Annotated in this window: 10 protein-coding genes, 2 tRNA genes and 1 pseudogene; 8 read left to right on the top strand and 5 right to left on the bottom strand. The window is 37.7% G+C overall.

Annotation, left to right across the window (positions count from 1 at the left end):
- Window positions 1–9 precede the first annotated feature (9 nt).
- Window positions 10–570 (top strand): hypothetical protein, encoded by a 561-nt coding sequence (locus tag IR022_RS10795; protein ID WP_194203696.1) that lies wholly within the window; start codon window positions 10–12, stop codon window positions 568–570.
- A 112-nt stretch (window positions 571–682) separates the two neighbouring features.
- On the opposite strand, the gene trpS is transcribed toward IR022_RS10795, so the two are convergent.
- From trpS to dxs, 4 genes are all read right to left on the bottom strand, one after another.
- Window positions 683–1,672, bottom strand: coding sequence for a tryptophan--tRNA ligase (gene trpS / locus IR022_RS10790; protein ID WP_050709198.1), 990 nt, complete (start codon window positions 1,670–1,672; stop codon window positions 683–685).
- A 211-nt stretch (window positions 1,673–1,883) separates the two neighbouring features.
- A complete protein-coding gene (locus IR022_RS10785) occupies window positions 1,884–3,302 on the bottom strand; it encodes a TrkH family potassium uptake protein (protein ID WP_242047172.1) in 1,419 nt (472 codons plus the stop codon).
- 168 nt (window positions 3,303–3,470) lie between these two features.
- Window positions 3,471–4,808 (bottom strand): Trk system potassium transporter TrkA, encoded by a 1,338-nt coding sequence (gene trkA, locus IR022_RS10780; RefSeq protein WP_194203695.1) that lies wholly within the window; start codon window positions 4,806–4,808, stop codon window positions 3,471–3,473.
- Window positions 4,805–6,739 (bottom strand): 1-deoxy-D-xylulose-5-phosphate synthase, encoded by a 1,935-nt coding sequence (dxs, locus tag IR022_RS10775; RefSeq protein WP_050709201.1) that lies wholly within the window; start codon window positions 6,737–6,739, stop codon window positions 4,805–4,807. The genes trkA and dxs overlap by 4 nt, the downstream gene beginning before the upstream one ends.
- 211 nt (window positions 6,740–6,950) lie before the next feature.
- Here dxs and IR022_RS10770 point away from each other — a divergent pair.
- From IR022_RS10770 to IR022_RS10745, 7 genes and pseudogenes are all read left to right on the top strand, one after another.
- Window positions 6,951–7,022 (top strand) — tRNA-Arg (locus tag IR022_RS10770).
- Between the two features lie 86 nt (window positions 7,023–7,108).
- Window positions 7,109–7,717, top strand: a complete 609-nt coding sequence (locus IR022_RS10765) for a porin family protein (protein WP_050709202.1) — start codon at window positions 7,109–7,111, stop codon at window positions 7,715–7,717.
- A gap of 6 nt (window positions 7,718–7,723) precedes the next feature.
- Window positions 7,724–10,177, top strand: a complete 2,454-nt coding sequence (gene priA / locus IR022_RS10760; protein ID WP_194203694.1) for a primosomal protein N' — start codon at window positions 7,724–7,726, stop codon at window positions 10,175–10,177.
- Between the two features lie 57 nt (window positions 10,178–10,234).
- Complete coding sequence (locus IR022_RS10755; RefSeq protein WP_242053206.1) at window positions 10,235–10,990, top strand: M15 family metallopeptidase; 756 nt, start codon at window positions 10,235–10,237, stop codon at window positions 10,988–10,990.
- Window positions 10,991–11,140: 150 nt separating this feature from the next.
- Window positions 11,141–12,279: pseudogene (locus IR022_RS10750) on the top strand (DNA polymerase III subunit gamma/tau); the annotation flags it as partial.
- Window positions 12,280–12,426: 147 nt separating this feature from the next.
- Window positions 12,427–12,861, top strand: a complete 435-nt coding sequence (locus IR022_RS20370) for a hypothetical protein (RefSeq protein ID WP_410492818.1) — start codon at window positions 12,427–12,429, stop codon at window positions 12,859–12,861.
- Window positions 12,862–12,968: 107 nt separating this feature from the next.
- Window positions 12,969–13,043, top strand: a tRNA-Val gene (locus tag IR022_RS10745).
- 173 nt (window positions 13,044–13,216) lie between these two features.
- On the opposite strand, the gene IR022_RS10740 is transcribed toward IR022_RS10745, so the two are convergent.
- Entirely contained in the window at window positions 13,217–14,266 is a 1,050-nt protein-coding gene (locus IR022_RS10740) for a hypothetical protein (RefSeq protein ID WP_050709204.1), read from the bottom strand.
- Window positions 14,267–14,332: the final 66 nt, after the last annotated feature.

Below are 14,332 nucleotides of genomic sequence, written 5' to 3'. Positions count from 1 at the left end.
ACAATGAATATGAAACCGAAATTATTTTTTACTGTTATCCTAGTATTAGCAATCGGAATAGGATCTAAAATTGCCGCATGTTCTCCGGTGCGCGTACCCTTTGATGTTTATGCTAATGCTTTTACTCCACAAGGAGCGTATTATGCGGTAGAAGGATATTATACTGATAAAGCTAATTTTATGGTCACATATACATCCGATTCAATTGTTTCGGTTGGTAAAATATTGCCTGTTTTCGAATATGGTCCGTTTGGTAGTCAGTGTGAGAATTATGTTATGCCTGCAAATGTTGATGAAAATCAAATAGGTAAAGATAAACTTCGTATATTGATTCTTTATAAAGATCAGACAACCGCAGATAAACTGGTAACTCCTATTTTTCAAACAGAAGGAGTTGATGCTACAGGTGATGCGATACGATTAGTAGATAGTAAATTAGATCCAGAGAATGGTAATACTAAAAAAGTAATGCGTAGTGTACTTAAGAAGAACTTATACCAACGTTTATTTGAAGGTAAAAACATATCGTTGGATTGGAATGAAGAAATTTTTAAACCTTTTGATGAATAAAAGGTCTTTGGAGAATATAGAAAAGGCTTATTTCCTACGAAATAAGCCTTTTCTTATATATGTATATTAAATACGTTCTAATAATTACGAAATAAAAATAAGGTCTATAACCTTAAAATCCTTTGAATCCCATAATCTCGCGTACCTCACGTAATGTTTTTCTGGCACTTTCGCGAGCTTTCTCCGTACCTTCTTTCACTACTTTGTGTAGGTAAGCTTCGTTATCCTGAATATCGAGAATACGATCGCGGATAGGTGAAGTAACTGCAATAATATCTTCAGCCAATTGCTTTTTAAGATCGCCGTAGCGGATTTCGCAACTATTCCATTTGTCATCAAAGTGTTTTACTACTTCTTCTGTTGATACCACTCGCAGAATAGTGAATAGATTTTCGATACAATCGGGCTTAGGAGAATTAGGGCTTTGAGGTCCTTCATCGGTTAAAGCTCTTTTTACTTTCTTTTCTATTACCTTAGGTTCATCAAAAAGATAGATACAATTACCTTCCGATTTACCCATTTTTCCACTTCCGTCTAATCCCGGAATTTTTATTAATTCGCCTCCGAAGTTATAGGCAATAGGCTCCTTGAAATATTCTACACCGTAAAAATTATTAAAGCGACGGGCAAATTTGCGAGTCATCTCCAAATGTTGTTCCTGATCTTTTCCTACGGGTACTTTATCCGCATTGTGCATCAATATATCCGCAGCCATCAGAGTGGGGTAGGTTAGCAAACCTGCATTCACATTTTCGGGCTGTTTACGGGCTTTATCTTTAAACGATGTAGTTTTTGCCAGCTCACCCATGTAGGCGTGCATATTAAGCAATAGGTAGAGTTCGCAAACCTCAGGTACATCACTCTGAATATAGATTGTCGAGATATCTGGATCGATACCCGCAGCCAAATATTCGGTTAATACGTTTTTTACATTGCCATGTAATATTTTAGGGTCGGGGTGAGTCGTAAGAGAATGATAGTCTGCAATAAAGAAAAAGCATTTGTTTTCTTCCTGCATTTTAATAAAATTTCTCAGGGCTCCGTAGTAATTGCCTAAGTGCAGATTACCGGTTGAGCGAATCCCGCTCACTACTGTTTCCATACTATGTTATTTAGTTTTCTAATACAAAGTTAACGATTATTCCAGATTTATTGGCAGTTTATGCTCTTTTTCAGAATCTGATGGAGTTGTGATTGTGAGGATTCCTGCCTCAAAATCATTGAAAGATTCAATTTTGAGATCGGCTTTGGGTTGAATGTTTACACTGCTTATTGTCTTCTTATGAGGTAGATATAAGGAAGTCGTATCTCATTTATTTTCGCCAGAATGCAGGCATAAATAAAGATAGTATTGTGAATAGTTCGAGACGTCCTGTTAGCATTAAGAAAGAAAGATACCATTTGGCTGTATTCGAGAGATGCCCAAAGTGTCCGCTATCGCTTAGACTGCCAAGTCCGACATTACCCATACAAGAAACAGAAGCTGTAATTGAATCTTCGAAATCGATACCCGTAAATGATAATACAAGAAAACTCACAAATAGAATGAGCAGATATAGAAATATAAAAGCAAGAATTTTGGTTACTACATCTACGGGAAGCACCTGATTGTTTATACGTACGGGAAGAATTGCATTTGGATGCACTTGGCGTTTAAACTCATTTATAGCATTCTTGAAAAGTACTACAACCCGAATGACCTTGATTCCTCCGGAAGTAGAGCCTGCACAGGCACAAATCATCATCAAACAGTAAATAAGGAACATATAAAAAGGTCCCCAACTTGTAAAGTCGGCAGTAGAGAATCCTGTGGTGGTTATGGCTGAGGTTACTTGGAAAATAGACGTTCTAAAAGCGTCTTCAGCTACACTTATTTTACCCGAATATATTAAGCCAAGAGTTATAATAGCGGTGAAGGTGATATATATAAAGAAGTACCATTTCAATTCTTCATTTTGAAACAGCTTTTTGTACTTCCCCTTAAATAAGAAATAAATCAGAGAAAAGTTAATTCCTCCTACAAACATAAATATAGTAATAACATAGTCTATATATGCCGAATCCCAATATGCAATACTAGCCTGTTTTGTGGAGAATCCTCCCGTTGAGGCAGTAGACAGTGCATGGCATATGGCATCAAAAGCATTCATGGGACCTAGCCACAATAATACTGCTATGATGGATGTGATAGCTATGTATGTGAACAGTAGTCTTTTTGCGACTTGGGTAACTCTGGGTTGAAAACGTTCGCGAGCAATACCTGTGGTTTCGGCATCGAATAAGAAAGAAGCATTCCCTCCGATAATGGGTAGTACTGCTAATGCAAATACAACTATACCAAGACCGCCGACCCATTGAGTAAGGCAACGCCAAAATAATAATCCTAAGGGAACAACATCAACATCGGGTATAATGGTAGAACCTGTGGTTGTAAAACCCGACATAGTTTCGAAGTACGCATCACTTACTTTGGGGATAACACCACTGAATAGGAAAGGAAGCATTCCGAAAGCCGATAAAACCACCCATGAAAGGCTGACAACAAGGAAACCTTCGCGTTTTCCGATAAATTGCTCTCTGGTTTCTGCTCCCAATAAGCGGAATATTACTCCCACACCAATAGTGATAGAAGCACTTATAAGAAAAGCGTCTCCACTTATTTCATGGTAATAGAATGATACAACAGCCGACAGCATCAATAAAATAGATTCTATAATTAATAAGAATCCCATTGTTTTAAAGATGAATCGGAAATTAAAATTTCCCATCTTAAGATTATAGCCAAAGTAAAGTTGAGGTTTTTAGACCTCCTATAATAGCTTTGGATAGCGTACTAACCAAAGACTGTAAACTCTAAATATGTGATCTTGTTTTACGTTATTAATTGAGGTTCGTCTACCTTAATTAAAAAGTTTTTCCGCATTACGTAAAGCATCGTCTAAGCAGAATACAACAACATTATCGTATGGTTCTACCTGAGTATCACCGTCTATCAACATTGGTTCGCCATTGCGTATTAATCCTCCCAAAGTCACATTATTAGGCAAAGATAGGCGCTTTATTTCTTTTTTGGTAATTATTGAATTGGGGCGTGCAATAATCTCAGCTACGTCTGCATTTGCAAATGTTAGAGACTTGACGTTTGAAACGTCCGCATTCAATAAAAAACGGTATATATTACTTACTGTAATCAACTTTTTATTAATGATAGAGCCGATGTCGAGATTCTCAGCCATAGAGATATAGTCCATGTTTTCAACCTCAGCAACGGTTTTTCTTACACCAAACCTTTTTGCGGCAAGACAAGCCAATATATTGGCTTCAGAGTTTCCGGTTACGGCTATAAAAGCATCTGTGTCTTTAATGCTTTCTTCTTGTAGAAAATCGGAGTTACGACCGTCATCATGGAATACGGTCACATTTTTTGGGACTTTTTCGAGTAGCTTGTAGCATTTGTCTTTATCCGACTCCAGTAGTTTTATATTTATATCGCTGGGTAAATACTGACAGGTACGAATAGCGATACGGCTACCGCCCATAATCATTATGTTCTTTACCTCAAAGTCTTTCTTTCCCGTTATAGCCGGAATTTCTTTTATAAACTCTTGGGTAGTAGTAAAGAATAGAATATCACCAGACAATATCTGATCAGATCCTTTCGGGATAATAGTTCTGTTGTTTCTTTTTATAGCTACAATGTGAAATTTCTTCGGGGCAACCGATATTTCGTGCAGGTATTTTCCTACTAATTCAGAGTTATTTCTAATTTTCACTCCTACAAGTATAATTGCACCTCCAAATAATTCGACCCATAGTCTTACCCAAGGTCTTTTTATTGCCGATACAATTTCTTTAGCCGCCAGCATCTCGGGATATACCATCGAATCGACTCCGAGGCTTTCAAAGAAATCTTTATTTTTTGGTAATAAGTATTCGAAGTTATCTATACGGGCAAAAGTTTTTTTTGCTCCCATTTTCGAGGCAAGCATGCAAGAGGTTACGTTGACCGATTCATCAGGAGTTACACCAATAAATAAGTCAGCATCTTCAACCCCTACTTCACTTAAGTCCTTCAATGAAGTGGAAGACCCTTCCATAGTCATTATTTCGAAATGGCTTTTCGAGAAATTTAATTTCTCTTTATCGGGATCCATGATGATAACATCTTGATTCTCGCCCGATAATAGTTTAGCTAAATGGGTTCCTACAGCTCCTGCGCCGGCAATAACTACTCTCATGTCATAGAAGTCTCAATTTTCTCGTTTTTCAAGGCATAGACAATATGCTTCTTTATGCCTTCAACATCCAGTTCACATAGTTTGTTCAGTTCGGCAATAGAACCATGTGTGACGAATTCGTCTGGTAATCCTACACGTGTAACATCTATGTTGCGGAAGTCATTGTCTGAGAAATGTTCTAATACGGCCGATCCTAGCCCTCCGTTTATAACACCATTTTCAACAGTCATCACTTTTGTGAATCTTGCTGCAACCTCATTCAAGAGATCTTTATCTATGGGTTTTAAGAATATGATATCGTAATGAGCTATGCTATAACCTTTAGTCTCGAGGTCTCTGATTGCTTTTGTAACAGTATTTCCTATTGGTCCGATCGAAATTATAGCCATATCCGATCCGTCTTTCAATTTACGACCTTTACCTATTGGCAAAATCTTCATTTCACATTCCCAATCTTTTAATTCGCCTTGCCCTCTAGGATAACGTATTACAAAAGGACCATCATTACCATAGGTAGCTGTGTACATCAGGTGTCTTAAGTAATGCTCATTATAGGGTGATGCGATAATCAGGTTGGGTATGCAACGCATATAAGCAAGGTCAAATGCTCCATGGTGTGTAGGACCATCTTCGCCAACAAGACCGGCTCTGTCAAGACAGAATATTACATGTAACTTCTGCAATGCAATATCGTGTATTACCTGATCGTATGCACGTTGCATAAATGAAGAATATATATTACAGAATGGTATTAGTTCTTCTTTTGCTAATCCTCCTGCATAGGTAACAGCATGAGCTTCGGCAATGCCTACGTCAAAACTTCTTTCGGGAAATTCTTTCATCATAAACGTCATAGAGCATCCAGAAGGCATGGCAGGTGTAACACCTACAATACGCTTATCTTTTTCAGCTAGCTCTACCAATGTATGACCAAATACATTTTGATATAGCTGAGGTTGGTCTTTTGCCTGATTGATTATTCTTTCTCCTGTATCTTTATTGAACTTGCCGGGAGCATGCCATTCGGTAGCCGATTCTTCGGCAGGTTTATAGCCTTTTCCTTTTATGGTATGTATATGAAGAAGTTTAGGTCCTTTTAGGTCTTTGATGTTTTGGATGATACGAATCAAACCTTTCAGATCATGACCATCTATTGGTCCGAAGTATCTGATATTTAGACCTTCGAAGATGTTTTGTTGTTTGGTAATTAATGATTTCAAACTGTTGTTGAATCTCAGTATGAAGTTTTTACCTTTTTCTGTAATTAGATTCTTTCTTTTGAATTTTTCGTAAACATCATTGCGTACTTTGTTATAAGCATGCGAAGTTGTCATTTTTACGAGATAATCTTTCAAGCCGCCCACATTGTCGTCAATCGCCATATCGTTATCATTAAGAATGATAAGTAAGTCGTTGGGTTGAGAGCTGGCATTGTTTAAGCCTTCATAAGCTAATCCTCCTGTGAGCGAACCGTCTCCGATAACAGCAACTACATGTTTGTTCTCATTTTTGAGGCTTGATGCCACGGCCATACCTAATGCCGCAGATATAGAATTGGATGCGTGACCTGCTGAGAAGGTATCATATTCGCTTTCATCGGGACTAGGGAAACCTGCCAATCCTCCGAATTTTCGGTTTGTATGGAACTTATCTCTTCTTCCTGTTAGTATTTTATGGCTATATGCTTGGTGTCCAACGTCCCAAACAATACGATCGAAAGGAGTGTTGTAAACATAATGAAGAGCTACTGTAAGCTCTACTGTGCCTAAGCTTGATCCAAAATGTCCCGGATTTTCGGATAGTTGATCTATGATAAAAGTTCTAAGGTCTTTGCAAAGAGTTTCCAATTGGTCTAGACTTAAACTTTTAAGGTCTTTTGGATAGTCGATGCTTTTTAGCAACGATATATTATTATTTTGGTTTTCGGGCATATGTGTGAGTATAAATAATCGATCATTTCTTAAGAAACGAAAAATAAAGAGCAAAATTATAAAACAATTATATCTTATCCTATGTTTAGTGAGTAAAATAAAAAAGTATGAGGTTTATAGGCTTACAAATCAATAATAAATAAAATTTATAAACCGTGGCGTATTGCTGTATTAACAAAAATCAACTACTTTTGTTGCTATCATAGTACTAGGCGCGGTAGTTCAATGGATAGAATAGAAGTTTCCTAAACTTTAGATCCGGGTTCGATTCCCGGCCGTGCTACTATAATCTTTTATTTCCTTCGTCTATTAAAACAATTTTAGGTCATTCTTTGTTTCAACTGCATAAAGAACTTAAAATATTACAAAATGAAAAAATTAAACTTAAGATTACTGGTTATTCTGTGTATCGCATTATTAAATGTAGGTTTTGCATCATCACAAATTAGATTTGGTGTGAGAGGTGGTACCGATGTGAGTAATAACCGTATCAATAAAGATATACTGAATGCTAATAATCGCTTAGGATTTCAGGTCGGAGGAGTATTGGAGGTTATGGCTCCTATAATAGGTTGGGGAGCTGAGGCTGCTGTTCTTTACGGACACCAACAATTTGATGTTACTAAAGATGGTTACGATCTTTCTAATTATAACTATTTAAGAGTTCCTGTAAGTTTGAAGAAAAAATTTAGTGTAGTTGGTCTATTCGGTATCTTTATCGTGGTCGGACCATATGCCGAATTTAGACTTAGCGGTGGCGATCTTTCAGGTGAAAGTTTGGCCGAGCAATATAAATCAAAATCATTTGGAATGGGATTTGATGCAGGAGCTGGGGTTGAGCTTCTTAAACACCTAGAAGTGGGTATGTATTATAGAAAGGCTTTGACCGAAAATTATTCGAGTGATGCCCCCAATCTTGGAGATGCTTTGAGAAAAAGACCATCTAACTGGGCTGTAAACTTAACTTATTTCTTTTGAGAATAAATGCTATACATTGATGTAATAGTTCCACTGCCACTGCCAGGCGTGTTTACTTATAAGATACCCGATCTGCTTGCAGATCGGGTTATTGTTGGTAGCAGGGTTATTGTGCAGTTTGGTAAGAAGAAATTCTATACTGCAATTATTCATCATGTATATCATTCGCAAGAGCCTAAAGAAGGGATTAAAGAAATAATATCTGTTCTAGACGATCATCCGATAGTATTACCAGAACAACTTCAGTTTTGGGAGTGGATATCCTCTTATTATATGTGTACCTTGGGGGATATTTATAAAGCAGCATTACCTTCGGCTCTAAAATTAGAGAGCGAAACACTAGTTTTTTTGGATGCATCGTTTGAGGCGAAAGAACCTCTTACTGCTAATGAGTCGAAAGTGTTTTATGTACTTTCAGATTCTAAGCCTCTCCGTATTGCGGAAATAGAAAAGCTTACGGGGCTATCTAATGTGATTCCCTATGTGAAATCTCTCACAGATAAAGGAGCAGCATACCTTAATGAAAACATTCAAAACAAATACACTGCAAAAACAGAGGTTTCGATACGATTGGCTAAAAACTATTCAGAAAGCGAACTTAATGAGATTTTAGATAAACTAAAGCGGGCTAAAAAGCAAGAGCAAGCTTTAATCTTATTTCTTGAGCTGAAAAAAGAAGCAGGAGATCATCCTGAGTTTTTTATTCAGAAAAAACTATTTCTGGGACAAACGGGAATAAGCTCTTCTGTTGTGGACGCATTAATCGAAAGGAGCGTATTAATTTCATTTCAGAATGAGATAGGACGTTTCGATTATGGAGATCCCGACCTTCTGTCTTCTAAAATGCTTAACCCTTTTCAGGAGAAGGCATACAATCAAATATATGATAGCTTCAAAGAAAAACCAGTTGTGTTGCTTCATGGTGTGACATCTTCGGGGAAAACCGAAATATATATTCAGCTAATAAAAGATGCTATTGAGCGTGGTGAACGAGTTTTGTACCTTTTACCCGAAATTGCATTAACTACTCAAATAACTGAACGGCTTAAATCGGTTTTCGGAAATAAATTACTGGTATATCATTCCAGATTCAATGATAATGAACGTGCCGAAACGTGGCAGTCTTTACTTCAAAAAGAAGAATGTCAAGTGGTATTAGGTGCACGCTCTGCTGTTTTTCTGCCTTTACGAAATCTAGGATTAGTTATTGTGGACGAAGAGCACGAGGCTTCTTATAAGCAGCAAGATCCGGCTCCACGTTACAATGCACGTAATGCGGCTATTGTGTTGGCTGGGATTTATCAGGCAAAGACATTGCTGGGAACGGCAACCCCTGCTATCGAAACTTATTACAATGCGCTTTCGGGAAGATATGGTCTGGTGATTCTTAGTAAACGTCATTCTGAAATAGAGTTGCCCGAAATAGTACCCGTAAATACAAAAGACCTCAGAAAAAGAAAACAAATGAAGTCTATCTTATCTCCTCCGTTGATTGAGGAAATGAGAAACGCCTTAGAACGAGACGAGCAGGTGATTTTGTTTCAAAACCGAAGAGGATTTGCTCCTTTGATAGAATGTAAAACCTGTTCTTGGACTCCAAAATGTTTGCATTGCGATGTAAGTCTCACTTTTCATAAAGGACAACGGGTGATGGTTTGTCATTATTGTGGAGCAGTTTATTCGATACCTACCGAATGCCCTGAATGTAAAACTCCGACGTTGGAGATGCAAGGGTATGGAACGGAAAGAATTGAAGAATTAGTGCAGGAAACTCTTCCCGAGGCTAATGTGGTGCGTATGGATTTGGATACAACCCGAAGCAAAAGATCTTTTGAAAGGATAATTGCTGATTTTGAAGCGAATAAAACCAATATTTTAGTGGGTACTCAGATGGTATCGAAAGGGTTGGATTTTGATAATGTAAGTGTAGTGGGTATTCTCAATGCTGACAGTATGCTTAATTATCCCGATTTTAGAGCGCATGAACGAGCTTTTCAACTAATGATGCAGGTGAGCGGACGTGCAGGTAGAAGGCATAAGCGTGGGGTGGTGTTGTTACAAACGGCTCATCCAGGACATCCGATTATTTCTTATATCAGAAATAACGATTATGCATCGTTCTACGAAATGCAAATAAACGAACGTCAACTTTTTAGATACCCTCCTTTTTATCGATTGATAGAAATTGTAATTAGAGGAAGAGAAGAACACGTAGTTGATGGTTTAGCCGTAGAGTTTGTTCAGGTTCTGAGACAATCTTTTCAAGAAAGAGTGTTAGGTCCAGTAAAACCGGGGATATCAAGGGTACAATCTCTTTATATTCGCAAAATAGTATTGAAGATCGAAAATCAGGCATCACCACAGAAAATTAGAGAATTAATTGAATTCTATCAAAAGCAGGTGATGCAGAATTCTAAATATAAATCGGTACTTTTACATTACGATGTCGATCCGATGTAAGGTCGTAAATCTTTGTCGTATTTCTGCAAGTATAGTAATCGATAGATAATTATAATAATGAAAAAGAATTTGTTGGGCATGATTGTTTTGTCTCCTCTTTTTATGCTTTCGTGTCAAAATAAAGCGGAAGTTACTCCCTCTCAAACTATAGAACAAGATACTCTGCAATCGGATATTGTGGTTGTTGAAGAGGTTTCTCCTCCTCAAAAGTCTACGATGGCATTGTATATGGAGGAACAAGGATTGGTGAATATTCATACATTAGACTCAACTATTCGTGTTGATTTGAAATATGCAACAACTGATAATTTCACTAAAGAAATACTTTACGATGATCTTGCTGAAGCATATCTGCATCCTATTGCGGCTAAAAAGTTAGCGAAGGCTCAACAACTGCTGAGAGAATACGATTCTAATTTGTCTTTATTAGTATATGATGCTGCCAGACCGATGTCTGTTCAGAAGAAGATGTATAAAGTGGTGCAGAATACTCCATATCGAGAATATGTTGCCGACCCTAGTAAAACGGGTATGCACAACTATGGTATGGCAGTAGATCTGACGATTTGCGATTCTGACGGGGTGGCTTTAGATATGGGTACATCTTTCGATTTTTTTGGAAAGGCTGCAGGAATCAATCAGGAAGAACAGCTTTTAAAGGAAGGTTTGTTGACTAGAGAACAAATCGATAATCGGAAATTACTTCGTAAGGTGATGACCGAGGCCGGATTTATTACCATACGCGGCGAATGGTGGCATTTTAATGCCAGCTCGCGAGCTGAGGCCAAAAGTAATACTAAGCTTATTGATTAAGATACTGTCTCTTCTTTTATTTTTTTTCTGATACATCTATAATTGGTGTAGTCAAAGAAGGGGAGGCTTCTATCTATTTTATCGATCGGCTTAATTTTAAAAAGCCCGATTTTTTTCTTAGATTTGTATCTGTAAAATGAAATACTTCAAATGGATAATTATATAGTTTCGGCACGTAAATACAGACCTTCGACATTTAAATCGGTGGTAGGGCAGCGTGCGTTGACAACTACACTCAAAAATGCAATTGCAACCAATAAATTGGCTCATGCTTACCTGTTCTGCGGACCTCGTGGAGTGGGGAAGACTACATGTGCCCGTATTTTTGCAAAAACGATTAACTGTCTTTCACCGTTAGCTGATGGTGAGGCATGTAATACGTGCGAATCGTGTGTAGCGTTTAACGATCAGCGATCTTTTAATATTCATGAATTGGATGCGGCATCTAATAACTCGGTTGATGATATTCGTTCATTGATCGATCAGGTACGTATTCCTCCACAAATAGGGAAATATAAAGTATATATTATAGATGAGGTTCACATGTTGTCATCGGCAGCATTCAATGCATTCCTTAAAACATTGGAAGAGCCTCCTCATCATGCTATTTTTATTTTAGCAACAACCGAGAAGCATAAAATTCTGCCTACTATTCTTTCGCGCTGTCAGATTTATGATTTCAGCCGTATAAGTATTTCAGATACGGTAGAACATCTTAAATATGTAGCCTCACAAGAAGGTGTTAATGCAGAATTGGAAGCATTAAACGTTTTAGCTCAAAAATCGGATGGGGGAATGCGAGATGCACTTTCTATATTCGATCAGGTAGTAAGCTTTACGGGAGGAAATGTTACATACAAAGCCGTAATTGACAACCTGAATGTGCTTGATTATGAATATTATTTCAGACTGACAGACGCAGTTCTTACTAATAATGTAGTGGATAGCCTACTTATCTTGAATGATATTCTTAATAAAGGATTTGACGGACATAATATTATCTCAGGAGTTGCTTCACACTTCCGTGATTTGTTGGTTTGTAAAGATCCTCGTACAGCCGAATTGTTTGAGGTTGGAGCATCTATCCGCGAAAGATATGTAACTACATCTCAGAGATGTCCTGTCGAGCTTTTGTATAGAGCCATAGAGCTTGTTAATGAGTGTGACCTGAATTATAGGGTTAGTAAAAATAAAAAACTTCTAATCGAACTGACGTTAATCCGCTTGTGTCAGCTTTCGAGTAATCCACAATCAGTGGACGAAAAAAAAAAGTCATAATTGAACCTATCTTTCCTGTTGGAGAGGCAGCACCTAATGCTCAACCTGCTCCGGCAAGAACAGTAGGGGCGCCTTCTCAAGCCGCTTCGGCATCTACACCTCCAACAGTAAGACAACAACCCAAAGCAATAAGAAATTCTTCTATTGCAGGTTTTGGTGTGTCTCTTTCTGCTCTGTCTCAAAAAAAGGAAGAGGAAGAAGTTGTAGAGGCTCAGCAAACCGAAATTCTTACGGAAACCTTTACTCCTTTGCAGCTTCTTAGTGAGTGGAAAGCGTATGCAGAATCTATTCCCGAAGAACATCATCTAAAGAATACAATGCTTAATTGTTTACCCGATCTTTTGAATAGGGATACTTTTGAAGTTGTTGTTAATAATCCTGTGCAAGAACAGAGGTTGTTGGATAATGCTGTTAATATTATGCCGATTCTTCGTAAGAATTTGAGAAATACTCAGGTTCAAATGAAGGTGAGAGTAACTGTGGAGAATGAGAAAAAGCTGGGATTCACATCTTTAGAAAAGTTCAATCTAATGGTTGAGCAAAACGAAAGTGTGAAAAGGTTGAAGGACGAATTTGGCCTTGAATTGATGTAGTGAAAAAAAGATGAAAAATAATTGAATTTTTTTCTGATTTTATTTGCAGCAAAAGAAAAAAGCCATATCTTTGCATCGCATTTGAGAGAAAGTGCTACCCTTTAAAAGGGCGATTAGCTCAGTTGGTTCAGAGCATCTGGTTTACACCCAGAGGGTCGGGGGTTCGAATCCCTCATCGCCCACAACAGAAACATCTACAAAGAAATTTGTGGATGTTTTTTTTGCTTATATACTGTCTCTGTTTATTCCTTCAAAAAAAAGAAGAAGCGCATTGGCTTTCTCTTGAATATAGAGTGTCATTTATTTCCCTATCCTGATAGAGGTCTTACGACATATCTGTTAAGAATATATTATATCAGATACTGAAGTCTACACTTATCGCGAAATATTGTTCCGATTTACCTCTTGTTGGATTTGTATTGCGGATATTAGGAGATATCTTTAATTGTTTTGCAGGTTGGAATTCGAAACCTAAAATCATAAGTTGTCCATCGAGTTTGTTCCAGCTGTTAGGGTAGTTATCAGCTTGGCTCGATTCAGTTAAATCATAACGTCCATATACCCCATATTTAGGGCTTAGTTTTACCGAAGAGTAAAACGAGAAGCCATGATAGTCTTTCTTTTCTATGAATCCTAAATTGTAAAGGTGATTATATTCTGCACCAAGAGAAACTTTTTTATTCTGATACCCTACAAATAAAGCTGTGATATATTTGTTCTTAAAATTGACTCCTGTTACACCTTCGGGGAGTTTGTCGCGCAGATCTTCACTCTCATTGTAAACATCGCCGTAAGCTCTTAAAACAAGCCCTTTGATGGGTTTTGCTGTAATGCCTAGTGCGTAGCGTGCGCTTGTGCTTTTCTGAATTTTTCGTATACCTTGTCCATTGGTGAATGAAACGTCAACAGAGAACATGGGGTTAAAGGCATATTCGGCAGTAATACCTAGATCTACACTAGGTCCCATATTGTTTAGATCCTGATAAGATTTTTCTACATATCGATGTCCCCAATATGTTTCTTGAAGATTGTACTCTAATAGTCCTAGTAAACCAAAATTTATATTGAATCCGTTGTCTCTCCAATTGACAAAAGCGTTACGTACATACATATTTACGGTGTTAGCATCGGTGCCTGAGATGGGCGATTGATAAGAGGCTCCATCCAGTACTAATTGAGCTTGCCATGTGGGTGTGAATTTATAATTGTACCCAAGGAATGCTCGTCCGATATTAAAACCTCGCACGTGTTCGGCATTACCCAGTCCCATGCTGTAGTCGAGGAAACCTTTTGCTATAACGGTTCCTGTGGGTTTAAAGCTGAGGGTGTCTTCTGGGGATGATGTTTGTGCGTGCATGAATGCAGGTAGAAAGAGAATCAGGATAAGGTAATAAATTTTAGTCATGTTCAATTCTTATTAAATTTCTACAAATGAAATCCAATAAGGTTAAATAGGTATTTCGAGATTGCT

It is taken from the genome of Dysgonomonas sp. GY617 (genome assembly GCF_015233815.1).
Classification (GTDB): Bacteria; Bacteroidota; Bacteroidia; order Bacteroidales; family Dysgonomonadaceae; genus Dysgonomonas_A.
Note: the sequence above shows the minus strand (reverse complement) of the source record. Positions and strands in the feature narration are given on the sequence as shown.